Genomic DNA, 25,191 nt, shown 5'->3' on the forward strand with positions numbered 1-25,191 from the left:
TCCGCTCCGCCGGGTGTGCACCCCTTCTCCGACACCCGCCTGAACCGCCTGCATCGCATTCATACCCCCTAGGGGTATAATCTGAAGAGTGTCGAGGGACACCGGGTCCTCCGGGGCCCCTGACGCCGCACCCTTCCGTGCTCATCGAAGAGGAGAACACCATGACCGCCGAGACCCAGCTCCCCCAGGCCACCGGCTCCTGCTGCTCGCCGAGTGGCTCCTGCCACGGCAGCACGGACAGCGGTGCCGGGGCGGGCGCAGTGACCACCGTCTACCAGGTGTCCGGCATGACCTGCGGCCACTGCGAAGGTGCCGTCTCCAAGGAGATCTCCGGCCTCGAGGGCGTCACCTCGGTGAAGGCCGTCGCCTCCACGGGCCAGGTGACCGTCGTCTCCCGGGCCCCGCTGGCGGAGGACGCCGTGCGCGCCGCGGTGGACGAGGCCGGTTACGAGCTCGTCGGCCGGGCCTGAGCACCATCGGGACCCCACCCGCCACATCCGGAAACACCGAATCACCCGCATCACCCCCTTTGCCGCCGGGCCGGACCGACCAGCAGATACTGGTGGGGTACGGCCCGGCAGGCATTTCAGGAGTTCGGACATGCACAGCGCGACAGACGCCGAGGCTCCGGCGGCGGAGAGTTCACGGACAGAGCTCACAATCGGCGGGATGACCTGCGCCTCCTGCGCGGCCCGCGTCGAGAAGAAGCTCAACCGGATGGACGGCGTCACCGCCAGCGTGAACTACGCGACCGAGAAGGCCCGCGTCTCCTTCGGTCCGGGGACCGATCTGGCGGACCTGATCGCCACGGTCGAGAAGACCGGTTACACGGCGCAGCCCGTACGCCGCCCCGACCCGGCGCCGCCCGCACCGCCCGCCGGGGCACGGGTCGCGGTCGCCGAGCCCGCGGACACCGTCGAAGGCGCCCCCGAGGGCGGCGCCGAAACCGGACCCGCCACCGAGACCGAGACCGGACCCGGGACCGGACCCGGGACCGGCGACGACGGCACCGAAGCCGAGGGCGACCACGCCGAGCGGCGTGCCGCCGCCGCGCTCGCCTCGCTGCGTCAGCGCCTGATCGTCTCGGCCGTCCTCGCTACGCCGGTCGTCGTCCTCGCGATGGTCCCGGCGCTCCAGTTCGACAACTGGCAGTGGCTCTCCCTCACCCTCGCCGCCCCCGTCGTCGTCTGGGGCGGGCTGCCCTTCCACCGCGCCACCTGGGCCAACCTCCGGCATGGCGCGGCCACCATGGACACCCTGGTCTCGGTCGGCACCCTCGCCGCCTTCGGCTGGTCCCTGTGGGCGCTGTTCTTCGGCGACGCGGGCATGACCGGGATGCGGCACGGCTTCGACTTCACCGTCTCGCGCGACGGGGCCTCCTCCACCATCTATCTGGAGGTCGCCGCCGGTGTCATCACCTTCATCCTGCTGGGCCGCTACCTGGAGGCGAAGTCCAAGCGGAAGGCCGGTTCCGCCCTGCGGGCACTGATGCACCTGGGCGCGAAGGACGTCGCCGTCCTCAAGGGCGGTACGGAGGTACGCGTCCCCGTCGGCCGGCTCACCGTCGGCGACCGCTTCGTCGTCCGCCCGGGCGAGAAGATCGCCACCGACGGCACCGTCGTCGAGGGCACATCTGCCGTGGACGCCTCCATGCTCACCGGCGAGTCCGTCCCCGTCGATGTGGGCGTCGGCGACTGGGTCACCGGGGCCACCGTGAACGCCTCCGGCCGGCTCGTCGTCGAGGCGACCCGGGTCGGCGCCGACACCCAGCTGGCCCGGATGGCGAAGCTCGTCGAGGAGGCGCAGAGCGGCAAGGCCGAGGTACAGCGCCTCGCCGACCGGATCGCCGCGGTCTTCGTCCCCGTGGTGCTGGTACTGGCGCTGGCCACCCTGGTCGGGTGGCTGTTGGTCACGGACGACGTGACGGCCGCGTTCACCGCCGCCGTCGCCGTACTGATCATCGCCTGCCCCTGCGCCCTGGGCCTGGCCACCCCCACCGCCCTCATGGTCGGTACGGGACGCGGCGCCCAGCTCGGCATCCTGATCAAGGGCCCGGAGGTCCTGGAGACCACCCGACGCGTCGACACGATCGTCCTCGACAAGACCGGCACGGTCACCACCGGCCGCATGACCCTGCTGGACGTGCACACGGCGGACGGTACGGACGAGCGCGAGGTGCTGCGGCTCGCGGGCGCTCTCGAGCACTCCTCCGAGCACCCCATCGCACAGGCCGTCGCCGCGGGAGCCGCCGAACGCACCGGTGCCGCTCTCCCCACCCCCGAGGACTTCACCAACGTCGCGGGCCTCGGCGTACGCGGCACGGTCGAGGGCCACCAGGTACTGGTCGGCCGCCCGCAACTGCTCGCCGACGCGGGCATCGCCGTCCCCGAGGGCCTGTCCGGCGCTGTGACGGACGAGGCGGCCCGGGGTCGTACGGCGATCGCGGTCGCCTGGGACGGCCGGGCACGCGGCGTCCTCGCCGTCGCCGACGCAGTCAAGGAGTCCAGCGCGGACGCCGTCGCCGAACTGCGCGCGCTCGGCCTCCATCCCGTCCTGCTGACCGGCGACAACCGAGCCGTGGCGGAAGCCGTGGCCCGCGCCGTCGGGATCGACGAGGTCCACGCCGAGGTCCTGCCCGAGGAGAAGGTCCATGTCATCGAGCGGCTCCGGGCCCGGGGGCGCTCCGTCGCCATGGTCGGTGACGGGGTCAATGACGCGGCCGCCCTGGCCACCGCCGATCTCGGCCTGGCGATGGGAACCGGTACGGATGCCGCGATCGAGGCCGGCGATCTCACCCTCGTTCGTGGAGATCTCAAGGTGGCTGCTGATGCGATCAGGCTCTCCCGTCGCACCCTGACCACCATCAAGGGCAACCTCTTCTGGGCATTCGGCTATAACGTAGCCGCCCTGCCCCTTGCGGCATTTGGCCTGCTCAACCCTATGATTGCCGGAGCGGCGATGGCCTTCTCATCGGTCTTCGTCGTGACGAACAGCCTACGGTTGCGCGCCTTCACGTAACATCCACAAAGAGATTTAGATCACACCGGTTTCAGGGTAACCATTCGGTGGGCTCGGAAGTCTAAGAGTGCGATGCCAGGGATGTCTTGGGGGACGTCCATCGAAGTGTCTTGGGGGATGCTTCGGGCAAGCGTTGGCCGGGGCACGTGCACCGGGGAGCTTTGAGCGGCCCTCCCGTACGTACGTACCCCGGCAGACCGCACCGGAAGTACAAGTGAAGAGCGCGCAGCGCGCCCAGGAGCTTCGGCTCCCACAGACGCCCGGCCGGATCCCGTGGGGGGAATCCGCTCCGGGATATGGGAAGCGCCTCGCTGTCGGCCCGTGGGGGGATCGATGGCGGGGCGCTTCTCGCTGCCGGTGCCCCCTCGGGAATGCAAATCGCCCCGGACACCGCGCTCTGTGCGAAAGCGCGGTACTCGGGGCGAAGACGACCGGCCCAGCGGCCGGGGTGGTGCGGGGGTCGGTACGGGACTCAGCGGCTCTCGACCGGGACGAAGTCGCGCAGGACCTCGCCGGTGTAGATCTGGCGCGGGCGGCCAATGCGGGAACCCGGCTCCTTGATCATCTCGTGCCACTGGGCGATCCAGCCCGGGAGCCGGCCGAGCGCGAAGAGCACGGTGAACATCTCGGTGGGGAAGCCCATGGCCCGGTAGATCAGACCCGTGTAGAAGTCCACGTTGGGGTAGAGGTTGCGGGAGACGAAGTACTCGTCGGAGAGCGCGTGCTCCTCCAGCTTCAGCGCGATGTCGAGCAGCTCGTCGGACTTGCCGAGCGCGGACAGCACGTCGTGCGCCGCGGCCTTGATGATCTTGGCGCGCGGGTCGAAGGACTTGTAGACGCGGTGGCCGAAGCCCATCAGCCGGACGCCGTCCTCCTTGTTCTTCACCTTGCGGATGAAGGAGTCGACATCGCCGCCGTTGGCCTGGATGCCTTCGAGCATCTCCAGCACCGACTGGTTGGCGCCACCGTGCAGCGGGCCCCACAGCGCCGAGATACCGGCGGAGATCGAGGCGAACATGTTCGCCTGCGAGGAGCCGACCAGACGCACGGTGGAGGTCGAACAGTTCTGCTCGTGGTCCGCGTGCAGGATGAGCAGCTTCTCCAGCGCCGAGACGACAACCGGGTCCGGCACGTACTCCTGGGCGGGGACCGAGAAGGTCATGCGCAGGAAGTTCTCGACGTACCCGAGGTCGTTGCTCGGGTAGACGAAGGGGTGGCCGATCGACTTCTTGTAGGCGTACGCCGCGATCGTCGGCAGCTTGGCCAGCAGCCGGATCGTCGAGAGGTGGCGCTGCTCCTCGTCGAACGGGTTGTGGCTGTCCTGGTAGAACGTGGACAGTGCGCTGACGACCGAGGACAGCATGGCCATCGGGTGGGCGTCGCGCGGGAAGCCGTCGAAGAACCGCTTGACGTCCTCGTGCAGCAGCGTGTGCTGGGTGATCTCGTTCTTGAAGGTCGACAGCTCGTCGACCTTGGGAAGCTCGCCGTTGATGAGCGTGTACGCGACCTCGAGGAACGTCGAGCGCTCGGCGAGCTGCTCGATGGGGTAGCCGCGGTAGCGCAGAATGCCCTGCTCACCGTCGAGGTAGGTGATGGCGGATTTATAGGCGGCGGTGTTGCCATATCCGCTGTCCAGCGTCACCAGACCGGTATTGGCCCGGAGCTTCCCGATGTCGAAGCCCTTGTCGCCGACGGTGCTGTCGATCACCGGGTAGGTGTACTCGCCGTCGCCGTACCGCAGTACTACAGCGTTGTTGGTGTGCTCGCTCACGTCATCCCTCACCGACGTAGTGCCTCTTCTTCGAGGTGCCCTGACTGTCTCCACCCTCCCCCATTTGGCTCAGGAGAGTGCACTCGGGGTCGTCCATTGGACCTACTCGCGGCACTGAGTGCCGCGAGCTTACTCATCCTGCCCCCTTGACTCCGGTTCCGGAAGGCCCGCGTGATGTTTCCCACCGATTTGATCGATCATTTTTTCCGGGGATCCTCCGCCCGCGCCCCCTGCCAACCGGTAATCCAGCGCCGTACAGCGTCTGCCTGCGGAAACCGTCCGGACCGCCTGGCCGATCGCCTGCCGCGAGCCGACCAGCACGACGAGCTTCTTGGCCCTGGTCACGGCGGTGTACAGGAGGTTCCGCTGGAGCATCATCCAGGCGCTCCTGGTGACGGGGATGACGACGGCCGGGTACTCGCTGCCCTGGGAGCGATGGATCGTCATGGCGTACGCGTGGGCCAGCTCGTCCAGCTCGTCGAAGTCGTAGGAGATCTCCTCGTCCTCGTCTGTGAGGACCGTCAACTTCTGTTCGTCCAGGTCGAGGGCGGTGACGACGCCGACCGTGCCGTTGAAGACGCCGTTCTCCCCCTTGTCGTAGTTGTTGCGGATCTGGGTGACCTTGTCGCCGACCCGGAAGACCCGGCCGCCGAACCGCTTCTCGGGAAGGTCCGGGCGACCCGGGGTGATGGCCTGCTGAAGCAGCCCGTTGAGCGTGCCCGCGCCGGCCGGGCCGCGGTGCATGGGGGCGAGGACCTGGACGTCACGCCTCGGATCGAGGCCGAATTTGGCCGGGATACGACGGGCGGCGACGTCCACCGCGAGAACGCCCGCCTGCTCCGTCTCGTCCTCGACGAAGAGGAAGAAGTCGTCCAGGCCCTGGGTGAGGGGCGGCGTCCCGGTGTTGATGCGGTGGGCGTTGGTGACGACGCCGGACTTCTGGGCCTGCCGGAAGATCGTCGTCAGCCGGACCGCCGGAACGGGTCCGCCCTCGGCCAGCAGATCGCGCAGCACCTCTCCCGCGCCGACCGACGGCAACTGGTCGACGTCCCCGACGAGCAGCAGATGGGCACCGGGTGCCACGGCCTTGAACAGCTTGTTGGCGAGCAGCAGATCCAGCATCGACGCCTCGTCGACGACGACCAGATCGGCGTCCAGCGGCCGGTCCCGGTCGTAGGCCGCGTCCCCGCCCGGCTTGAGTTCGAGCAGCCGGTGCACGGTGGATGCCTCGGCCCCGGTCAGCTCGGAGAGCCGCTTGGCCGCCCGCCCGGTGGGCGCGGCCAACACGACCTTGGCGCGTTTGGCGCGGGCGAGTTCGACCACGGAGCGGACGGTGAACGACTTCCCGCAGCCGGGCCCACCGGTCAGCACGGCGACCTTACGGCTGAGCGCGAGCCGGACCGCGGCCTCCTGCTCGGGGGCCAGCGTCGCCCCCGTACGGCCCGCGAGCCAGGTCAGCGCCTTGGCCCAGTCGACGTCCTGGAAGGCCGGCATCCGGTCCTCGGGCGTCCGCAGCAACCGCTGCACCTGCGCGGCGAGCGCGACCTCGGCACGGTGGAACGGCACGAGGTACACGGCGGTGACCGGCTCCCCGCCCTCGGGCGACGGCACCTTCTCCCGTACGACGCCCTCCGGGTCCTCGGCCAGTTCGGCGAGGCACTCGATGACCAGCCCCGTATCGACCTGGAGCAGCTTCACGCCGTCGGCGATCAGCCGCTCCTCGGGGAGGAAGCAGTGGCCCTGGTCGGTGGATTGCGACAGTGCGTACTGCAGTCCGGCCTTGACCCGCTCCGGACTGTCGTGCGGTATGCCGACTGCCTGGGCGATCTTGTCGGCGGTGAGGAACCCGATGCCCCAGACGTCGGCGGCCAGCCGGTAGGGCTGGTTCTTCACGACGGAGATCGACGCGTCCTCGTACTTCTTGTAGATACGGACGGCGATGGAGGTGGAGACCCCGACCCCCTGGAGGAAGACCATCACTTCCTTGATCGCCTTCTGCTCCTCCCAGGCGGCGGCGATCATCTTCGTCCGCTTCGGCCCGAGCCCCTGCACCTCGACCAGTCGCTTCGGCTGCTGCTCGATGATGTCGAGGGTGTCGACCCCGAAATGGGTGGTGATCCGGTCCGCCATGACCGGGCCGATGCCCTTGATCAGCCCGGAGCCGAGATAGCGGCGGATGCCCTGGATGGTGGCGGGCAGCACGGTCGTGTAGTTCTCGACCGTGAACTGCTTGCCGTACTGCGAATGCGAGCTCCAGCGCCCCTCCATCCGCAGCGACTCACCGACCTGGGCCCCGAGCAGCGAGCCGACCACCGTGAGCAGATCACCGCCGCCCCGCCCGGTGTCGACGCGGGCGACGGTGTACCCGTTCTCCTCGTTGGCGTACGTGATGCGCTCGAGCACACCTTCGAGGACGGCCATGTTGGACATACCTCGACCGTAGCGGGCGGGGCTGACAGCCCCGGTCCGGCCCCTTCGCTCGAACACTCGCCCACTCGACGGCTGTCAGACCCCCGTACGACCGTCGATGCGCTCACGGATGAGGTCGGCGTGCCCGCAGTGGCGTGCGTACTCGCCGATCATGTGGGTGTAGATCCAGCGCAGCGTGACCTGCCCTCCCATGAACGGGCTGGTGTCGTCGAGCGACCGGGCGGCGCAATGCGCCCTGGCCCGCTCAACCTCCGCCTGCCATAGCGACAGGGCCTTGTCGTAGCCCGCGCCTTCGACGAGATCGAACCCGCCGTCGTCGGCCGACGGGTCGGCGTCGGGGGTGAAGATCGGCGGCGCGTCCTCCTGGGCCAGGACCCGACGGAACCAGTTCCGCTCGACCTCCGCCATGTGCTGGACGAGACCGAGCAGACTGATCGGCGAAGGCTTCACGGATGCCTCACGCAACCGGTCGTCGTCCAGACCCTCGCACTTCTGGGCAAGGGTGCTGCGGTAGAAGTCCAGCCAGCCGGCCAGGGAGGTCCGCTCATCGGCGGCCAGGGGAGGCATGGCGCGATCGGGAGTGCTCATGGGCCGAAGCCTGCCATGAGGGTCTGACAGCGGCGGTGATTGCCGGGGGGCACCGCCTCGCAGACCGCCGCCGGTGCGGGTCCCGGCCGGGGGCCGGGCGCACCCTCGACCATCCACAGAAGCTACAACCGGATGGCATCCGGGGCACCTCGAAATAATTGGCTCCCATACTCCTGCGGGCAGCCCCGATGATGTGCGCATGGCACTGAAGGAGACGCTTGAGCGCGTAGATGCGGACCTCGCCGCAGGACGCATACCCATGGCGCGCCAACGGCTGCGGGGACTGGTCTCTTCCTACCCGCACCACCCCGGTCTGCGCCGACGCCTGGCCGCCGTCTACCGGCTGTACGACGACCCGGCCGAGGCAGGACGCTGGACCTACCTCGAAGAGGACAGGCTCCCGGACGAGGTTGCCGCGTTCGAGGAGAGGTACAGCAACCCCGTGCACCGGATGCGCGCGCTGGCCTGGCAAGGGCCGGAATCGGCGGCCGACTCCCCCTTTGTCGAGCAGCAGCTGGCAGCCGTGCGGACCGCTGCCTCCAAGGCCCTCGGCCACGCGGTCGACTGGGAAACCCTCACAGAGGTACGCGGTGACGCTCGGGAGGGCGAGTCGTTCCGCCAGTCTCTGGCGGCCGTGGGCTGCGCGCTCCTGGCGATCGTGTTCGTCGGGATCTGGGTGAACGGGTTCCTCGACCTCTTCCGCTGACCCGCCGCCCCGACCGCGCCTTGCCGACGTCCAATGCTGGGACGAACGCCCGAACCGCCGACCCTGACCACACGTTTATCCGCGCGGCCTCTAATATCGTCTGACGTTCTTCGGCGGACGCTGATGCCCGCTCGGCCGTGCCCGCCGCCCAACGCCCAACGCCCAACGCCCAACGCGATACGACGACGTCCACCGCATGGCGTTGGAGTCGAGCATCGAGGAGAGGACCGTTCATGCGCGCCCGGAGCATCGGCGCGGCCGCCGCAACAGCATTGGCGCTGGTGGCCGCCCGCGACCTCATCCAGAAGAAGCACGCACTGCTCCGGAACTTCCCGGTGATCGGGCACGCCCGGTACCTGCTGGAGACGATCGGGCCGGAGCTGCGGCAGTACGTCGTGACCTCCAACGAGGAGGAGCGCCCGTTCAGTCGTGACCAGCGCACCTGGATCTATGCGTCTGCGAAGGAGGAGAACAACTACTTCGGGTTCGGAACCGACGTCGACGTCGAGCACGTGCAGGGGCACGCATACCTGAAGCAGCGCACGTTCGCCGACACGCTGCCCGACGCGCATGACCCGCAGGCCCCGCTGCCCTCGGCCAAGGTGCTGGGCGGGCCGCGCGGGCGCGCCAAGGCGTTCCGGCCGGCGAGCGTGGTGAACATCTCGGCGATGAGCTTCGGATCGCTCTCCGGCGCGGCGATCACGGCGCTCAACCAAGGGGCGGCGCTGGCGGGCACGATGCAGAACACGGGCGAGGGCGGCCTCTCGCCGTACCACCGCAACGGCGGCGACCTCGTCCTTCAGATCGGTACGGCGTACTTCGGCTGCCGCGACGAGGACGGCAGCTTCAACCTCGACAAGCTCAAGGATGTGGTCGCCGGCGCCCCGGTCAAGGCGATAGAGATCAAGCTCTCCCAGGGCGCCAAGCCAGGGCTGGGCGGGATGCTGCCGGGCGCGAAGGTGACCCCGGAGATCGCCAAGATACGCGGCATCCCGCCCGGCAAGGACTGCGCCTCCCCGTCGCGGCACACCGCGTTCAGCGACGTCGACTCGATGCTCGACTTCGTCGAACTGCTCGCCACCGAGACCGGTCTGCCGGTCGGGATCAAGAGCGCTGTGGGGGAGATGAGCTTCTGGCAGGAGCTGGCCACGCTGATGGCGCGTGGTGACCGTGGTGTCGACTTCGTGACCATCGACGGCGGCGAGGGCGGCACCGGGGCGGCGCCGCTGATCTTCACCGACTCGGTGTCGCTGCCGTTCCGGATGGGCTTCTCCCGGGTCTACGGCACCTTCGCCGAGCTGGGGCTGACCGACGACCTGACCTTCATCGGCTCCGGCAAGCTCGGCCTGCCCGAGAACGCCGCGGTCGCCTTCGCCCTGGGTGCCGACATGATCAACGTGGCCCGTGAGGCGATGCTGTCGATCGGCTGCATCCAGTCGCAGAAGTGCCACACCGACACGTGCCCCACCGGCGTCGCCACCCAGAACCCGTGGCTGGCCCGCGGCCTCGACCCGACCTCGAAGGCCACCCGGGCCGCTGTCTACCTGCGCACCCTGCGCAAGGAGCTGATGAAGGTCTCGGGGGCCCTCGGCGTCGCCCACCCGGCACTCATCACAGCCACCGACATCGAGATCATGAACGGCGACTACGAAGCCCGCACCCTGGCCGGCGTCTACGGCTACAAGGACGGCTGGGGCGAACTCGGCCCGCACCTCGCCGATGAGATCACTGCACTGCTCGCCACCAAGCCGACCTCCTTCCAGGAGCCGGCCGTCTGACGCGCTGTTGCGCATGTCCTTGCACACGGCCTTGGCCTTTAGGTGAGTGGCTCCGTGGCATCCGGCCCACGGAGCCTCCGCAAAAAACCGTTTGGCGGACCACGGCGACCACTGCTACCTTTCCGGAGGCCGTGCGAGAGAACGAGGAGGTGGTACCCGTGAACGCAGTATCGACATGGGTGCTCCCCTCCGGGGTCACGGTCGGGCGATAGGTCGTCCGGGAGCGCCGTTCTGAGCCCTCCCGAAAGGCACGACCATGCACTTCACTTCTGAACAACGCCTCGACGACGGCGTCCTCGAGCGCGAATTCACCCTCGGCGAGATCCCCGGCATCCTGTGGACGCCCGGATCCGCCTCCGCATCCGCACCGGCCCCGCTCATCCTGCTCGGCCACCCCCCGCTCGGACTGCAGAAGATGTACCCCCGGCTGGCGGGACGGGCCCGGCGCGCCGCGGCGGATGGCTTCGCCGCGGCCACCATCGAGCTCCCCGGGAGCGGTGACCGTCCCCGGTGGGCTGCCGCCGAGCAGGCCCGCGCCGACCTGCGCCGGGCGATGGAGGCCGGCGAGCCGGTCGGCGACGAGATCATCGATGCCCTCATCCTCCCGCTCGTCGAAAGGTCGGTCCCGGAATGGCAGGCCGCCCTGGACGCCCTTCTCGCGCTGCCCGAGATCGGCGGCCCGGTCGGGTACTCGGGGGGAGTGATCTCCATCGGCGTTCGCCTTGCGGTGGTCGAGCCGCGCATCGTGGCCGCCGGCTTCTTCGCCGGGAGTTTCGTGCCTCGCGCCATGTTCGAGGAGGCCCGCCAGGTCACCATTCCGCTGCACGTCCTGCTGCAGTGGGACGACGAAGGGAACGACCGGCAGGCGGCGCTGGACCTGTTCGACGCCTTCGGCTCCAAGGAGAAGACGCTGCACTCCAATATGGGCGGGCACACGGGCGTCCCGCAGTTCGCAGGGGAGGACGCGGCCGGGTTCTTCGCCCGGCATCTGCGCTAGCCCGGGCCGGCCCCGCCGCCAGGCCAGTAGACGGTAGGCGGTACTGGCCGGCACGCCGCTCATCAAGGACAGGCCCGGGCCTGTCCTTGATTGCGGTGGCCAGCAGATGCACAACCGCCCCGATCGCGGCGGTGCGCGCCGGTCTGAGCAACGACACGACATCACGAGTGGGCGGCACCCGGGCCTGAGTGGCCCATGCCGCCCGGCGTGGCGGTCAAGGTCTCGTCTTCACTTGGTGAAGACGAGACTGACGTTGTGTCCGCCGAACCCGAACCAGGTGGCCGGCGCACCAGTCCACTGACCGGTGCGCCGCTCACCGCGCACCACGTCCAGTTCCACGCGCGGGTCGAGGTCGTCGAGGTTGCGCGTGGCCGGCACCGTGCCGTCCTTGAGCGCGAACAGAGCGGCCATGGCGCCAACCGTTCCGGACGCTCCCATCATGTGGCCTGTCATCGACTTCGTCGCCGTCACCGCAGCGTGGCTGCCGATCACCCGGCCGATCGCCTCGGCCTCCGCCAGGTCACCGGACTCCGTCGAGGTGGCGTGGGCGTGCACGACCACGATGTCCGCCGGGGCCAGGCCGGCGTCGCGCAGCGCCGGTTCCATGGCGAAGGCCTGACCTTCCGCGTCGGAGGCCGTGATGTGGTTCGCGCTCGAACTCACGGCACTGCCGGCCAGCGTGCCGTAGGCACGTGCTCCACGGGCCCGGGCGAACTCGGCGCGTTCGAGCACCATCATCCCCGCGCCCTCGCCCATGACGAACCCGGACCGCTTGACATCGAACGGGCGGGACACGGTCTCCGGGTCCACGGACTGCGTCGACAGGGCCTTCATCTGGGCGAATGCCGCGATGGTGAAGGGGTGCAGGCATGCCTCCGCCCCACCTGCGACGACCTCAACCCCGTCGAAGGGATCTGGTCCCTTCTGCGACGCGGATGGCAGGCCACCAGCTGGCCCCGCCTCAACCGAGATGGCGAGGCTAAGGGCGCTCTCTGCTCCTGTCGCCCAGTCGCGTCGCCCGGCTGTCGGCGATCCGTTTCACATCCCGCAGGGACTCGGTCAGCCGGCTGGCGAGGAAATGGAGTTCGGTGTTCCCGGCCGTGCGGTCCGCCAGGAGTGCGGCGGCGTGGCCGAGCAGGTCCTCCGCCATGCCGAGCTGCACGACCTCGATGGTGTCCGCGACCCGCGACACATGGCCTGACCCGTCCGTCAGGACGTAACAGGGCTTGCCCTGCTCCCCCGTCCACGGCAGAAGCCGGAAGTGCCCGGGCTCACGCTCCTCCACGCTCATGCCACTGCCCCCACTCCGCGCAGGAGCCGGGGGTCGATGTCCGCCCCGTGCACGGCGATCCGCAGCTCGCCCTGCCGTACGCGTCGCCGCCGCTCATCGGTCACCCATCGCTCGTGCGCCTCGATGTACGGGCGGACCAGCGGACTGTCCTCCCCACGCGGCGGGAGTTCCCCGGTACATCGGGCGGTGGGACCGGACACGTACACGCAGGAGTACGGATAAACGGTGGCTGGGTCGACGACCAGAACCTGACGCACCAGCCGCATCAGCGACTCGGTGAACCGGCGGACGAGATTCTTCATGGCGGCGTGCTCTCCCTCTGACGACTTGCCCACGAACGAATGCGTTCTGTGGCGAACTCATCACAGAGTGGGGTCGGGCGTGGCTACGCTCCAGAGGTTCGGGCTTGACAGCCCGCCGGTCAGACAAGGGAGTTGGGGCTGCATGGCGATGAACCGGAAGCCGCGTACGCCGAGGGAGAAGTACGGGGAGGAGCTGAGGCTACGGCGGACAGCGGCGGGGCTGACTCAGGAGGCCCTGGGCGATCAGGTGGTCTGCTCGCCGACGCTGATCAGTCATTACGAGGCGGGGCGGCGGCTACCGAAGCCGGATGACGCGCACCGCCTCGACATCGCGTTGCGGACTGACGGCTTCTTCGTCCGCTGGCTGGATGACCTGGACTCGAAGTTCGCCCAGTACTTCGCGGCAGTCGCCGAGTTGGAGCGTGAGGCTACGGAAATCCGCCAATACGCCGCGTCTCTCATCCCTGGCCTGCTTCAGACGGACGCATACGCCCGTGCCGTGTTCCAGGCATGTCGCCCCAACTACCGCACAGAGGAACTTGACGAGTTCGTCGTCAACCGCTTGGAGCGGGGTCGACTGCTCAGCGAGTCATCGGCTCCGGTTGCCTGGACGCTCCTCGACGAAGCGGCACTCAGGCGCCGCGTGGGCGGGCCGCGTGTCATGGCGGAACAGCTGCGCAAAGTCGCGGACATGGCCGAGTCGGGTCGGCTGCGTCTGCACGTGGTGTCCTTCGCATCGGGGGCACACGCACTCCAGGAGAGCATGCTCTACCTGCTGAACTTCGCGGATGCCGCGCCGCTCGCGTATGTCGAAGGACTTCGCACGGGGCATCTGATGGACGATCCGGCGCTGGTAGAGGAGTGCCGCACGTCCTACACTCTCGCCCTGGGCGACGCGGCCCCGCACCAGGAGTCAGTGGCCCTCATCAGAGCCATCGCTGAGGAGCACGAACATGCACAGCACTGAGCCCACCGTCGCTGAATCCGGAACGCTGGCCGGGTGGCGCAAGTCCAGCTACAGCGGAGGCTCCAACGGCGAGTGCCTTGAGGTAGCCGACGGCTACGCCGCCATCCCCGTTCGCGACAGCAAGACCCCGAACGGCCCCGCGCTCGTCTTCTCCGCCGACGGCTGGTCGTCGTTCGTCGCGGCGGTCAAGGGCGACCGCATCAACAGCTGAGTCCGGCCGTGCCTCGCAACTGTCTGGCAATGGCCGCCGAGTTGCGAGGCATTGTCACGCACGCGAGAGAAATCCCTCACGCAGGTCCGGGTCACGGAGCAGGTCGAGAGTCTCTTCCTCACCGTCGAAAAGCAAGGCCGCAGCGGGGTGTTCCGACTGGTGGAACATCGCGGCCAGCACGTCGGCAAGTGGACGATTCCAAGCCACTCGCACGACTTCGGCCGCCTTGTTGTGCTGGCCCCTGTCCGTGGCGATGCGCCACAGTTCGACCGATTGCTTGGCCGTCCCGTAGGCCGTCCTGCGTCCCTCGACGAGGACTCCCCGGTCGTTGAGGCCGAACACCTCTATGCAGGCCTCGCCTTGGGCAGTCAGACCCTTGTACTTGCAGAGTGGCAGCACCAATCGCAGATGGCTCAACGGGTCCTGGAGCGTGGGGTCCAGGAGCAGCGGACTGCCGTCCTCCTCGGAGCGCGGGAACTTGTTCCGCTTCTGATTGCTGTTGCAGTACGAGCAGGCGAGCAGGTGGTTGAGCCAGTCGAAGGTACGGAGAGGAGCAAGGCTCTTCGGCTCGAAGTGGTCAATGTCCGTGCCCTGGCCGTCACCGCAGTACATACAACGCTGGTGGCCAGGAGCCATGTCGGCGAGGGTAGTGAGGAGCCCGTCGCGTACGCGGCGTCGCACGGTGGTGTTGCCCCATAAATCAGCCGCCTTGGCCTTTCGGCCCGGTTCCGCCGCCTGCGCGATCTGCTGGGTGTATGCCTTCAAGTGTTCCGCCGTGTCCGGGGACAGCTCGGTACGTCTCAGCCGGATCACTCCGCATCGCCGCCTTCTCCGTCCTCGATCTCCCCGGCGATCCGCTGGAGCTGGGCGGACATCTCATGGACGCGTGCCGTCGGCGAGCTGGTGAGCCGCCCCTTCAGCTCCTTGTACCGCGAGACCGTCTCCGGTGAGGTGTCCCCGTCGTACACCTTGGATTCCAGTGCCACGAACTCGGCCCGGAGGTACTCCGCCCGCACGGAGTACGGGGTGTCGAGACCGAACAGGTCGGAGAGGACAGCGTCATCACCGCTGCCGTAGACCACACGCTCGTACAGGTCTTCCGGTACGACCTCGGGCGCGGCATCCTCGTCCACACCAGGCAGGCGGATCAGGCCGCCTGGATCGGCGGCCTGACAGATGTACGGGCTGTGCGTGGTGACGATGAACTGAACATTGGGAAAGTGCGAGGTCAGCCAGGGGCCGATGCGACGCTGCCAGGAGACGTGGAGGTGAGCGTCGATCTCGTCGATGATCACGACGCCAGGGACCTGGAGGGGACTCGGGTCGTCGCCGTCCCCGCCGAACGCCTCGTCGCCAAAGGCGTCGTGGATCTGCTTCAGCAGGTCGACCACCAGCGCCGCCACGGTACGGAAGCCGTCGCTCATCTCTCTCAACGGGAATCGGTGGCCGTCACGCGTGACCCACAGTCCCTCGGAGTCAACCTCCTCGACGCGGTATCCGTCCGGAAGGAGCCCATCTCCCAGGACGGAGAGCGCCGCCTCCTTGAGTGCTCCGGCGCCCTCCCGGCCTTCGAGCGCGCGCAAATGCTGCTCGATCAGCCAGGCGACCCCTTCGGCCAGTGAGGCGTCCTCGTGGAACAGGCTCGCCTGCCGGGCCACCGGCCCCGAGGCCAGCATCAGCCGCTGCACCTCACCCGAGCCCCCCGCCATCCGTCGGAATGGCCCGTACGCAGCGCAGAACCACCCCACCGGGTTGTCGGCCCATGGCCCACGTTGGGCAGGGCTGGCGCTCTTGGCCCTGGGGTTATACCTGATCCCCTCCAGTGACGGCTGGGCGCTCCTGCGTCCTCCCGCGCCTTCAGCCGGGGCTGTCCACTGCAGTCCCGCCCAGAACTGGTTCTGAGTACGCCCAGAAGCCGTGAACTTGTCGAAGGCCGGGTCCCTGACGACTTCGGCCTCCGCCCTGCCGTCGTCAGCCCCGCGAGTGATCCAGTTCTCGAAGCCCTGGACCAGGCCCCGGGCCGGCACGGGTCCGCTCAGCGCGTGAGCCAGCGCCCGCAACAAGGTTGTCTTACCCGCGCCGTTACGGCCCGCGAGAACCGTCCAGCCGGCATGCGAGCCGTCCGGGCGAGTCAGCGTCAGGTCGACAACACGCGGACCGTGGAACGACTTGATGTTCTCAACGAACACGCGGGAGACGTACATGGATGACGGTTCCGTCCGGTGTGGGAGAGGTGGGCTATTCCGGTTCCGCGTCGGCTGGGACCTCGCCGCCCAGTGCCTCGGCGATCGCCGCGAATTCGCTGAGCGCGGCCTGGAGGTCCTGAACGATCTCGGCGGCGATCACCTCGGGCGGCAGGAGGCTGTCGGCGTCCTCCAGGGCTGGGTCCTTCATCCAGGTGAGGTCGAGGTTGACCTTGTCGCGCTTGAGTAGCTCGTCGTACGTGTACGCCTTGAAGCGGCCACCGTCCTCATCGGAGGTGTCTACGCGGTCCGCAAGCTTCTCGCCGTACGCCTGGACGAACTTCTCCAGGTCGGCCCGGGTCAGCGGGCGCTGCTTGAGGGTGAAGTGCTTGGCCGTGCGGAGGTCGTAGACCCACACCTTGGTGGTGTGCGGCTTGCCGTCCGCACGAGGGGTCTTCTTGTCGAAGAAGAGGACGTTGGCCTTCACGCCGCCCGCGTAGAAGATGCCGGTGGGCAGGCGCAGGATCGTGTGCAGATCGAACTCGTCGAGCAGGCGCCGCCGGATCTTCTCACCCGCTCCGCCCTCGAAGAGGACATTGTCAGGGAGGACGACGGCCGCCCGGCCGTCGATGGCCGTCAGCGACATGATGTGCTGGAGAAAGTTGAGCTGCTTGTTGGTGGTGGAGGCGCGGAAGTCGTCGCGGTCGTAACTGATGTCCTCCTTCTCCGCCTTGCCGTCGCTGCCGATCACTGTGATCGCGGACTTCTTGCCGAAGGGCGGGTTGGCGAGGACGAGTGACGCGTGCTTGCCGCTGGGCTTCGTGGCGAGCGCGTCGCCGACGTCGATCAGGCTCTTGCCTTCGCTGCTGCCGATGCCGTGGAGCAGGAGGTTCATCGCAGCGAGGCGGGCGGTGCCGGGGACGAGTTCGTTGCCCCAGATCTTGCCCGCGCCGAGCGCGAGGCGCTGCTCGCGGGTGAGGTCCTTCATGTGGTGCTTGCGGATGTAGGAGTGCGCGGCGATGAGGAAGCCGCCGGTTCCGCAGGCGGGGTCGGTGATCGTGTCCTCGGGACCGGGACGCATCACCTCGACGATCGCGTCAATGAGGGGTCGGGGCGTGAAGTACTGGCCGGCGCCCGTCTTGGTGTCCTCGGCGCCCTTGGCCAGAAGACCCTCGTACGCGTCGCCCTTGAGGTCCGCGTCTCCGACGGTCCAGTCCTGCTTGCCGATGAGGTCGACGACGAGCTTTTCGAGGAGGGCGGGCTCGGTGATGCGGTTCTGGGCCTTGGTGAAGATCGTGCCGAGCGTGGTGCCGGGGCGGGTGCCGAGGGCGTCGAGCACGTTGCGGTAGTGGAGTTCGAGCGCCTTGCCCTTCTTGTTGGCGAGGGACTTCCAGTCGTACGCCTTCGGCACGATCTCGGCGGCGTCCTCGTCCGAGAAGGGGTCCTCAGCGATCTCGTCCACCATCTTGAGGAAGAGGAGATACGAGAGCTGCTCGACGTACTCGATGGTGGAGAGGCCGTTGTCGCGGAGGACGTTGCAGTAGTTCCAGAGCTTGGCGACCAGGGTGTTGGTCTGGGCTGCGGCCTGCGGGGCGAGCACGATGTTGTCTTCGACGGGGGCGGTGCCGGGGGTGGTCGCGGTCACAGATCGAACTCCTGCTGTACAGCGTGAGCGGGGGTGGGGGTGGGGGCGGGCGCGGCGGTGGCGGCTGCGAGGGCCGTCGCCTTACGGGGTGCGGGGGCGCGGCGGGCTCGCTGTGCCTTGGGCTGAGCGGCGCGCTCGGCCTGGATGCGAGCGAGGAGGGCTGTGGCCGGTTCGTCGGTGGGGTCCTGGGGGACGAGGGCGCCGGTGAAGGCGTGTCGCAGGAGAGCATTCCGCAGCGAGGCCGCGCGCACGTCCTGCTGACTCAATTGACTACCGATGCGTGCAGTCGCATCGATTTTCGCGGCAACCTCGGCTACCAGGCGCTTCTGCACTTCGATCGGTGGAACTGGCATCTGGAAGTTGGCGATGACAGCCTGGTCGATTTTGGGCATGGAGCCTGCCAGTCCCTTCGCCTTGCTCTTGAAGTAGGTCCGCGCGGACTTGCTCCGCAGCACCATGACCGCGAATTCGGGGTCCAAGCGAGTGTCAGTACGCACTCTGATCAACAAGTCTGGATAAATGGCCCAGTCTTTTGGCCCGTTGAAAATTGCCGCTGTGCCCACCAAGTCGGGTGTATTGGACCGCTGGATCAAGATATCTCCCGGTTCCAGCCAAAGCCCCTTGACTTTAGAGGGGTCCGCTGACGTGATCTTCGTGTTCTCATCCCGGAAATCATTCAACGTAACCGCGGTGAGATTGAGCGTGCGGACCCCGTCAGCATCGGCCGTCACCCGGGCGGAGTGCCCGTTGCGCAAGGGTTCACGCAGAAGGCCTTCGAGTGGCTCGACGGGGAATCCGCTCCCGTCGTTCAGCATGGCGCTGACCACTGAGTCTGCGAGGAGCGATAGGCGGCGGGTGGAGTACTTGAGGAGTCGGACCGCCGCATCCAGACGGGAGAGGTGGTCTTCGAGGGTTTCGACGATGCGGTCCTGCTCTTCGCGAGGCGGTAGAAGGAAGGGGGCATCAAGGAGAACCTGTTGTGAGATATTACGCATCGAATCCTTGGTACCGGTCGCCTTGTCCGAGATCCACTGTCGCATTTCCGGGGACCCCAACAGATGGACAAGCCACTTCTTGCTCACCAGGTCACTGGGCACGAGACGCAGGCTCTTGTCCGACAGAAGCAGCTTCGAACGGGACTGACCAACCAGCACCGGAGCACCGACATATGCCCTAGTGTTGGCGCGACTCACAAGGATGTCGCCAGGGCGAATTTCGTAGGCAGGGTTAATCAGGCGACCATCCGGCACTGCCTTATTCTCACGCTCGTCGAACCGCCCCCAGGTCATGGCACTTACCTTGATGATCCCCCACTCATCCATGCCGGCCCGGCGAGGTTCGCACGTGAAAGATTTTCCAGCCTCGATGGCCAGCAGGACATCCCCAAGCCGGGAAGGCACCCACCCCGCCGGAAGTTCCTTCTCGCTCAAGCCAGTTCCCGATTCAGCTCAGTCAACAGATCCAGCGCAGGCTCTTTCCCGCCGAACGCCATCGTGAAGCCACGTCCCTTGCCGCGCTCCGTGAACGGCTCGTAGGCAAGATCTGCCGACGCTATGCCGACATCGCTGGCGACGACGTCCCGGATCTTCTCCAGCCACCACAGCTGCTCGTCCGTGAATTCGACGCCCGCCTGTCGCTGCCGAAGCAGCCAGCCCTCGAAGCGCTCCTCGACAACCGTACGGTACGGACGGAGCTCACTGTCCGCGCCCAGCTCGTAACGGATCAGACTGATCAAGTCCGGGATACCGGCCTCACGTCCCGGGCGGGCCACCGCCTGGTTCAGGTCCTCGTGGAAGCCCCAGAGAACATGGGGTGTCCAGGCCCTCCTGGAGGCCCGGATCGTCGCCGCGAGTTCCTTGAGGGCGTCCCGGGCCTCGGCCGGGGAGACCGGGTTTCCGCTCCCCAGGGCGACCTGAATCGCCGCGTTGCGGTCGCGCTGGTTCTTCAGAAGGTCGCCCCACTCGTCCAGGTTCTCGCGGGCGCGCTTCTCGCGCGGGACCTCTTCGACCTCCGTCACCGTGACGGCCGTCGTCTCGTCGTACGTCAGGTCCTTGTCCCGGCGGATCTCCAGGATCTGGCGGCGCAGCTCCGGGTTACTGGTGAGGATGGCCACGGCGTCCTCCACCAGCCTGCGGGCCGCTCGCGGGCCGCCCTGCCGCCTCGCCGTGTCCTGCGCGTCGACGTCCACCGCGTCGACGATCCCGCGGGCGATCTCGGAGAGTGTGGTGCCGCCCGCCGTGTTGGCGAGGAGGTCCCGCTCCTCGGGCTTGAGCTGCTGGCTCAGCCGCGCCAGGCGCCGCTGGAGGATCTCCGCCTCCTCCACGCTGATCGCCCTCGTTCCCGTCTTGTCGAGCAGCCTGGCGAGCGAGACCTGCTTGCCCGTCGCCGGAATCATGGGCCGCGCGTCCACCAGCGGGGATGTCGTAACGCCCGCCGCGTCGATCAGAACGAAACGGTCCTTGGTCACGTCGTCGTCGGCGTCCGGGGTGACCTCGCGCAGCTCCGTTGCGTCGATGGTGCGTGCCCCGCGTCCCTTCATCTGCTCGAAGAGAACCGCGCTGCGTACCGACCGCAGGAAGATCACGCACTCCAGGGCCCGTACGTCCGTACCCGTGGCGATCATGTCGACCGTGACGGCGACCCTCATCCGGGGCGAGTTACGGAGATCGTTGATCAGGTCGTCGGGATTGTCGCCATTCTGACGGCTCTTGTACGTGATCTTCTTTGCGAAGTCGTCGCCGCGCCCGAAGACCTCCTTGACCTGCTTGAGCACGTCCTCGGCATGGTCTTCACCGACCGCGAAGACGAGAGTCTTGGGGAGGTCCTTGCGGCCCGGGAACCAGCGCTGCCAGTTGTTCTTGTAAATCGTGAGCACGGCTCGGATCTCATCGATGTTGATCACCGAGCGGCCGATCTGGCCTGTGGTGTAGGTGAGGTCGTCGTCGAGTTCCACGTACCGCTGGGCCCGGGTCTTGCGGTCCTTGATCCGGACCGTCGTCCCGGCCTCGATCCTCGCGCCACCCTGCTCGCGCAGGTCGGTCGCGATGCGGACGACGTCGAAGTCGACGTTGACCCCGTCGGCCACGGCCTGCTCGTAGGTGTACTCGGAGACCGTGTTCTGGTCGAAGAAGCCCCGGGTCTGCGCGGTCGGAGTCGCGGTGAGGCCGACGAGGTGGGCGTCGAAGTACTCCAGGACGCCCCGCCACAGTCCGTAGATGGAACGGTGGCACTCGTCCACGACGATCAGGTCGAAGGACTCCGGCGGTACGTCCGGCTCGTAATCGACCTCGACGGGGCGGTCGATGGCGTAGTTCATCTCGGGGTCGTCCGCCGTGTTGTCGGCGGACACCGCGCCCGCGGGCTGCTGCCCCGCGTCCGTCGCGTCGTCGCGGGCGTCGTCGTCCGTCAGCTGCTCGCCCTTGAGCAGGGCGTACATCTTCTGGATCGTGCAGATGACGACGGACGAGGTGTCCTGGAGCCCGGCCGAGCCCAGACGGTCGACGTTGTAGAGGTCGGCGAACTTCCTGCCGTCGTCGGGAGTGGTGTAGTTGCGGAACTCCGAGAGCGCCTGACGGCCGAGGTTGTTGCGGTCGACCAGGAAGAGGACACGGCGGGCGCCCGTGTGGCGGAGCAGCCGGTAGGTCTCGGTGACGGCCGTGAAGGTCTTGCCCGCGCCGGTCGCCATGTGGATCAGAGCACGGGGCTTGTCCTGGGCGAGGGACTGCTCCAGGCCGCTGATCGCATCGATCTGCGCGAGACGCAGGCCGTACGGCTCCAGCTTCGGCATGCGCCGCAGACCGGCCCGGAAGGTCGGGGCCCGGTGGTCCTCCGCGTGCTCCATCCAAGCGGCAACGGTCTCGGGGCGGTGGAAGGAAAACACCTCGCGGGACCGGGGATCGGGGTCCAGGCGGTTGACGAAGTAGGTCTCGGTTCCGGTAGTGGCGTAGCGGTAGGCAAAGGGCTCGGACTGCCGCCAGACGGCGAGGCTGTGCTCCTTGAGTACACCCTTGGCATAGCGCTCGTTCTGGGCGAGGGCGCTGGAGAGGTGGTCTCCCTCGCGCTTGGCCTCGATGACACCCACGATCTTGCCGTCGACATACAGGACATAGTCTGCGCGTCCGGTCGCGAGGGTGAACTCCCGTACCGCGACGCCCTGTCCGGCGAGCGGGTTCAGGTCGACGCGGTCCTGGACGAGCCAGCCGGCCTCGGCGAGCATGATGTCGATCTTCTGCCGGGCCTGGACCTCGTTGAGCGGGGCCGGGCGCTGGGCGCGGTGCACGATGGCGTCACGGGCGGCGGCATTCACCCGGCGCGGCTGCTTGCGGTCGGCCTCGTACTGCGCCTGCTGTGCGGACCGCAGGCTGACGATCTCGGCTTCCATGTCCGCGAGCCGCGCGGCGAGCGCTGCTTTGGCCTGCTGAGCACTGACCATCAGGGCTTCGGCCTCGGAGCGGGCTCGGCGCTCGGCTTCGAGACGGTCAGTGGACTCGCTCAGCTTGACCCGGGACTGGGCCAGTGCGTCGCGTTGCCCGTCGAGCGCCTGGCGCAGCTCGGCGACCTCGGCCGGGTCCGTGAGCGCGGGCATGGCGGGCGGCACGAACGCGGTGACCGTGCGCTTGCCGGTCAGGGCGCGGTGGTAGAAGACCCCGAGCTCGTAGCAGAGCCGTACGACCTCAAGGGCGCGGGTGGTGTCGAAGAGGTGGGCGTGGGCGGCCTCGTTGCGGTCGCGACGAAGCCGGTCGAAGGCGTCGTGTACAGCCGGGGCCAGCGCGCCGATGCCCGTGAGGGCCCGCAGCCGGTCGATCTGGCGGGTGCCCGCGACACGGATGCCGGTACGTGTGACCAGATCCTCGGCCAGGACCTCGCCGAACTGGCCCGCCTGGACCTGGGCGGCGTTCGGATTGCTGAAGACATTGAGCTCGGCCTGGGCGCCGTACAGAGCAAGGAGCGGCTGATGCTGATAAAGCACCCCGAAGTTCGGTGATGCCTTGGCCAGGTCCCGAAGCCGGTCGTCCACGCTGCTCCCACCCCACAGGTACAGATCGTCAAGATGATCGAGTTTACGAGGCGTGGGGCGATCGGACCTTTGGATTCGCCAGGTTCTTCATCCCTGCAAGGGCCGGTCCGCGCACCGGGAACAGCGGTCCCTGGAAACGAAACGGGGCCCGGTCAGAAGACCGGACCCCCCTCGCTATCCCCCTCCGTCAGGGCTTCACGATCCCCCCGAATCCCTCCCCGGAAGCGCCCGACGCAACATAAGACCCGGCAGGGTGTCGAACGGTTGCACGCCTTGACGATCTCTTTACCCCTGGTGGCAAAGAGCCTTCTCAGCAGGCGTGTTCGGTGTACCGCGACGCGACCTCGGCGAGGACTTCGGCACCGTCGCGGGCCCAGAGGTCCTCGTTGAAGATCTCCACCTCGATGGGGCCGTCGAAGCCGGCGGTCTCGACCTGTGAGCGGAACGCGCGGAAGTCCACGGCTCCGTCGCCGAGTTGGCCACGGCCGAGCAGGACTCCGGCCGGAAGTGGGGTGATCCAGTCCGCCAGTTGGAAGGAGTGGATGCGGCCGGCCGCACCCGCGCGGGCGATCTGGGCGGGCGCCTGGTCGTCCCACCAGATGTGGTAGGTGTCGACGACCACCCCGACCTGGTCGGCCGGGAAGCGTTCCGCGATGTCCAGGGCCTGGGAGAGCGTGGAGACGACGCAGCGGTCCGAGGCGAACATCGGGTGCAGCGGTTCGATCGCGAGGCGTACGCCGCGCTCGGCCGCGTACGGTGCAAGTTGCCCCAGGGCGTCCGCAATCCGTTCCCGCGCGCCGTACAGGTCCTTGCTGCCCGCCGGGAGGCCGCCGGAGACGAGGACCAGGGTGTCGGTGGACAGGGCCGCCGCCTCGTCGATCGCGGCGCGGTTGTCGTCCAGGGCGCGCGCCCGTTCCGCCGGGTCGAGTGCGGTGAAGAAGCCGCCCCGGCAGAGGCTGGTGACGGTCAGTCCGGAGTCGGCGAGCAGTCGGGCGGTGCGCTCGACGCCGTACTCCTGGACGGGGGCCCGCCACAGGCCGACCTTGTCGATGCCCGCCTTGACGCAGCCCTCGGCCAGTTCGGGCAGCGACCACTGCTTGATGGTCTCCTGGTTGATGGAGAGACGGCCGTCGCTCATCGAGTGCCTCCGTTGACCGTGAGCAGGGCGCGCATCCGGGATTCGGCCAGCTCCGGATCGGGGAACAGGCCCAGTCGGTCCGCGAGTTCGTACGCCTTCGCCAGGTGCGGCAGCGAGCGGGCGGACTGCAGGCCGCCGACCATGGTGAAGTGGTCCTGGTGGCCGGCCAGCCAGGCGAGGAACACCACGCCCGTCTTGTAGAAGCGGGTCGGGGCCTGGAAAAGGTGGCGGGACAGTTCGACCGTGGGGTCGAGGAGGTCCCGGAAGCCCTGCGTGTCCCCCGTGTCGAGCACGCGTACCGCGTGCGCGGCCAGCGGGCCGAGCGGGTCGAAGATGCCGAGCAGGGCATGGCTGAAGCCCCGGTCGTCGCCCGCGATCAGCTCGGGGTAGTTGAAGTCGTCGCCGGTGTAGCAGCGGACCCCGCCGGGCAGGCGGCGGCGTACGTCGATCTCGCGCTCCGCGTCCAGGAGCGAGATCTTGATCCCATCGACCTTGTCCGGGTGCTCGGCGATGACCTTCAGGAACGTGTCGGTGGCGGCGTCGAGGTCCGAGGAGCCCCAGTAGCCCTCCAGCGCGGGGTCGAACATCGGGCCGAGCCAGTGCAGGACAACGGGTTCCGAGGCCTGGCGCAGGAGGTGCGCGTACGTCTCCAGGTAGTCCTCGGGGCCGTTCGCCGCGGCGGCCAGCGCGCGGGAGGCCATCAGGATGGCCTGGGCGCCGCTCTCCTCGACGAGACTGAGCTGTTCCTCGTAGGCGGCCTTCACCTCGGCGAGCGAGGCCGGGCCCGCGGGCAGCTGGTCGGTGCCGACGCCGCACGCGATCCGGCCGCCGACGGCCTTCGCCTCGGCGGCGGAGCGGCGGATCAGTTCGGCCGCGCCGGCCCAGTCGAGGCCCATGCCGCGCTGGGCGGTGTCCATGGCCTCGGCGACGCCGAGTCCGTGCGACCAGAGGTGGCGGCGGAAGGCGAGGGTGGCGTCCCAGTCGACGGCCACGGGGTCGTCGGGGCTGATGTCGGCGTACGGGTCGGCGACCACATGGGCGGCGGAGAAGACCGTACGGGAGGCGAGCGGTGCCCCGCCGGGGGCGAGGTCGAGCGGGGTGGTGCGGGGTTCGTACGGGCCCTGCGGGAGCTGGATGGTCACTCAGATC

General features: G+C 68.3%; 20 protein-coding genes. 7 read left to right on the plus strand and 13 right to left on the minus strand.

The features are described from left to right. Positions 1-161 precede the first annotated feature (161 nt). On the plus strand, positions 162-470 hold the full coding sequence (locus ACZ7L9_RS04930) for a heavy-metal-associated domain-containing protein (RefSeq protein ID WP_471412528.1): 309 nt from the start codon (positions 162-164) through the stop codon (positions 468-470). Between the two features lie 130 nt (positions 471-600). Further along, positions 601-3,018: a heavy metal translocating P-type ATPase gene (locus ACZ7L9_RS04935; RefSeq protein ID WP_471412529.1), complete on the plus strand. Its 2,418-nt coding sequence runs from the start codon at positions 601-603 to the stop codon at positions 3,016-3,018. A gap of 472 nt (positions 3,019-3,490) precedes the next feature. Here the strand turns inward: ACZ7L9_RS04935 and ACZ7L9_RS04940 are convergent, their stop codons facing one another. From ACZ7L9_RS04940 to ACZ7L9_RS04950, 3 genes are all read right to left on the minus strand, one after another. Further along, entirely contained in the window at positions 3,491-4,789 is a 1,299-nt protein-coding gene (locus ACZ7L9_RS04940) for a citrate synthase (protein WP_471412531.1), read from the minus strand. Between the two features lie 129 nt (positions 4,790-4,918). Continuing rightward, on the minus strand, positions 4,919-7,219 hold the full coding sequence (gene recD2, locus ACZ7L9_RS04945) for an SF1B family DNA helicase RecD2 (protein WP_471412532.1): 2,301 nt from the start codon (positions 7,217-7,219) through the stop codon (positions 4,919-4,921). Positions 7,220-7,294: 75 nt separating this feature from the next. Further along, positions 7,295-7,807, minus strand: a complete 513-nt coding sequence (locus ACZ7L9_RS04950; RefSeq protein WP_471412533.1) for a DinB family protein — start codon at positions 7,805-7,807, stop codon at positions 7,295-7,297. A gap of 199 nt (positions 7,808-8,006) precedes the next feature. On the opposite strand from ACZ7L9_RS04950, the gene ACZ7L9_RS04955 reads away from it, so the two are divergent. The 3 genes from ACZ7L9_RS04955 (at position 8,007) to ACZ7L9_RS04965 (ending at position 11,288) form a co-directional block, all read left to right on the plus strand. Further along, positions 8,007-8,513, plus strand: coding sequence for a DUF6584 family protein (locus ACZ7L9_RS04955; protein WP_471412535.1), 507 nt, complete (start codon positions 8,007-8,009; stop codon positions 8,511-8,513). Positions 8,514-8,746: 233 nt separating this feature from the next. Beyond that, a complete protein-coding gene (locus ACZ7L9_RS04960) occupies positions 8,747-10,291 on the plus strand; it encodes an FMN-binding glutamate synthase family protein (RefSeq protein ID WP_471412538.1) in 1,545 nt (514 codons plus the stop codon). 256 nt (positions 10,292-10,547) lie between these two features. Beyond that, positions 10,548-11,288, plus strand: a complete 741-nt coding sequence (locus ACZ7L9_RS04965; protein ID WP_471412540.1) for an alpha/beta hydrolase — start codon at positions 10,548-10,550, stop codon at positions 11,286-11,288. A gap of 228 nt (positions 11,289-11,516) precedes the next feature. Here ACZ7L9_RS04965 and ACZ7L9_RS04970 read toward each other — a convergent pair whose 3' ends face one another. From ACZ7L9_RS04970 to ACZ7L9_RS04980, 3 genes are read right to left on the minus strand one after another with little or no spacing between them, the layout of a single operon-like run. After that, positions 11,517-12,260: a beta-ketoacyl-[acyl-carrier-protein] synthase family protein gene (locus tag ACZ7L9_RS04970; protein WP_471412791.1), complete on the minus strand. Its 744-nt coding sequence runs from the start codon at positions 12,258-12,260 to the stop codon at positions 11,517-11,519. A gap of 7 nt (positions 12,261-12,267) precedes the next feature. After that, a complete protein-coding gene (locus tag ACZ7L9_RS04975) occupies positions 12,268-12,579 on the minus strand; it encodes a hypothetical protein (protein ID WP_471412541.1) in 312 nt (103 codons plus the stop codon). Further along, positions 12,576-12,881, minus strand: a complete 306-nt coding sequence (locus ACZ7L9_RS04980) for a hypothetical protein (protein WP_471412543.1) — start codon at positions 12,879-12,881, stop codon at positions 12,576-12,578. The genes ACZ7L9_RS04975 and ACZ7L9_RS04980 overlap by 4 nt, the downstream gene beginning before the upstream one ends. A gap of 142 nt (positions 12,882-13,023) precedes the next feature. Here ACZ7L9_RS04980 and ACZ7L9_RS04985 point away from each other — a divergent pair, with 142 nt between their 5' ends. Together ACZ7L9_RS04985 and ACZ7L9_RS04990 are read left to right on the plus strand one after the other, a co-directional pair. Continuing rightward, positions 13,024-13,848: a helix-turn-helix domain-containing protein gene (locus ACZ7L9_RS04985; RefSeq protein WP_471412545.1), complete on the plus strand. Its 825-nt coding sequence runs from the start codon at positions 13,024-13,026 to the stop codon at positions 13,846-13,848. Further along, on the plus strand, positions 13,835-14,059 hold the full coding sequence (locus ACZ7L9_RS04990; RefSeq protein WP_471412547.1) for a DUF397 domain-containing protein: 225 nt from the start codon (positions 13,835-13,837) through the stop codon (positions 14,057-14,059). The genes ACZ7L9_RS04985 and ACZ7L9_RS04990 overlap by 14 nt, the downstream gene beginning before the upstream one ends. Before the next feature lie 54 nt (positions 14,060-14,113). On the opposite strand, the gene ACZ7L9_RS04995 is transcribed toward ACZ7L9_RS04990, so the two are convergent. From ACZ7L9_RS04995 to ACZ7L9_RS05025, 7 genes are all read right to left on the minus strand, one after another. Continuing rightward, on the minus strand, positions 14,114-14,872 hold the full coding sequence (locus ACZ7L9_RS04995; protein ID WP_471412549.1) for an HNH endonuclease: 759 nt from the start codon (positions 14,870-14,872) through the stop codon (positions 14,114-14,116). Then, positions 14,869-16,263 carry an AAA family ATPase gene (locus tag ACZ7L9_RS05000; RefSeq protein WP_471412552.1) on the minus strand — a complete coding sequence of 465 codons (1,395 nt, stop codon included), beginning with the start codon at positions 16,261-16,263 and terminating at the stop codon, positions 14,869-14,871. The genes ACZ7L9_RS04995 and ACZ7L9_RS05000 overlap by 4 nt, the downstream gene beginning before the upstream one ends. A 34-nt stretch (positions 16,264-16,297) precedes the next feature. Continuing rightward, positions 16,298-17,887 carry a type I restriction-modification system subunit M gene (locus ACZ7L9_RS05005; RefSeq protein WP_471412553.1) on the minus strand — a complete coding sequence of 530 codons (1,590 nt, stop codon included), beginning with the start codon at positions 17,885-17,887 and terminating at the stop codon, positions 16,298-16,300. Further along, positions 17,884-19,317: a restriction endonuclease subunit S gene (locus tag ACZ7L9_RS05010; RefSeq protein ID WP_471412555.1), complete on the minus strand. Its 1,434-nt coding sequence runs from the start codon at positions 19,315-19,317 to the stop codon at positions 17,884-17,886. Before ACZ7L9_RS05010 ends, ACZ7L9_RS05005 begins: the two co-directional genes overlap by 4 nt. Further along, positions 19,314-22,904, minus strand: coding sequence for a DEAD/DEAH box helicase family protein (locus ACZ7L9_RS05015; RefSeq protein WP_471412556.1), 3,591 nt, complete (start codon positions 22,902-22,904; stop codon positions 19,314-19,316). The genes ACZ7L9_RS05010 and ACZ7L9_RS05015 overlap by 4 nt, the downstream gene beginning before the upstream one ends. A gap of 310 nt (positions 22,905-23,214) precedes the next feature. Then, positions 23,215-24,042 carry a sugar phosphate isomerase/epimerase family protein gene (locus ACZ7L9_RS05020; RefSeq protein WP_471412558.1) on the minus strand — a complete coding sequence of 276 codons (828 nt, stop codon included), beginning with the start codon at positions 24,040-24,042 and terminating at the stop codon, positions 23,215-23,217. Further along, positions 24,039-25,184, minus strand: coding sequence for a dihydrodipicolinate synthase family protein (locus ACZ7L9_RS05025; protein WP_471412559.1), 1,146 nt, complete (start codon positions 25,182-25,184; stop codon positions 24,039-24,041). The genes ACZ7L9_RS05020 and ACZ7L9_RS05025 overlap by 4 nt, the downstream gene beginning before the upstream one ends. Positions 25,185-25,191: the final 7 nt, after the last annotated feature.

This window comes from Streptomyces sp. NPDC111516 (genome assembly GCF_055635345.1).

Bases quoted from the DNA above. Each gene is read 5' to 3' on its own strand.
- ACZ7L9_RS04930 (WP_471412528.1), top strand. From the start codon at position 162: ATGACCGCCGAGACCCAGCTCCCCCAGGCCACCGGCTCCTGCTGCTCG.
- ACZ7L9_RS04935 (WP_471412529.1), top strand. From the start codon at position 601: ATGCACAGCGCGACAGACGCCGAGGCTCCGGCGGCGGAGAGTTCACGG.
- recD2 (WP_471412532.1), bottom strand. From the start codon at position 7,219: ATGTCCAACATGGCCGTCCTCGAAGGTGTGCTCGAGCGCATCACGTAC.
- ACZ7L9_RS04950 (WP_471412533.1), bottom strand. From the start codon at position 7,807: ATGAGCACTCCCGATCGCGCCATGCCTCCCCTGGCCGCCGATGAGCGG.
- ACZ7L9_RS04955 (WP_471412535.1), top strand. From the start codon at position 8,007: ATGGCACTGAAGGAGACGCTTGAGCGCGTAGATGCGGACCTCGCCGCA.
- ACZ7L9_RS04960 (WP_471412538.1), top strand. From the start codon at position 8,747: ATGCGCGCCCGGAGCATCGGCGCGGCCGCCGCAACAGCATTGGCGCTG.
- ACZ7L9_RS04965 (WP_471412540.1), top strand. From the start codon at position 10,548: ATGCACTTCACTTCTGAACAACGCCTCGACGACGGCGTCCTCGAGCGC.
- ACZ7L9_RS04975 (WP_471412541.1), bottom strand. From the start codon at position 12,579: ATGAGCGTGGAGGAGCGTGAGCCCGGGCACTTCCGGCTTCTGCCGTGG.
- ACZ7L9_RS04980 (WP_471412543.1), bottom strand. From the start codon at position 12,881: ATGAAGAATCTCGTCCGCCGGTTCACCGAGTCGCTGATGCGGCTGGTG.
- ACZ7L9_RS04985 (WP_471412545.1), top strand. From the start codon at position 13,024: ATGGCGATGAACCGGAAGCCGCGTACGCCGAGGGAGAAGTACGGGGAG.
- ACZ7L9_RS04990 (WP_471412547.1), top strand. From the start codon at position 13,835: ATGCACAGCACTGAGCCCACCGTCGCTGAATCCGGAACGCTGGCCGGG.
- ACZ7L9_RS05000 (WP_471412552.1), bottom strand. From the start codon at position 16,263: ATGTACGTCTCCCGCGTGTTCGTTGAGAACATCAAGTCGTTCCACGGT.
- ACZ7L9_RS05020 (WP_471412558.1), bottom strand. From the start codon at position 24,042: ATGAGCGACGGCCGTCTCTCCATCAACCAGGAGACCATCAAGCAGTGG.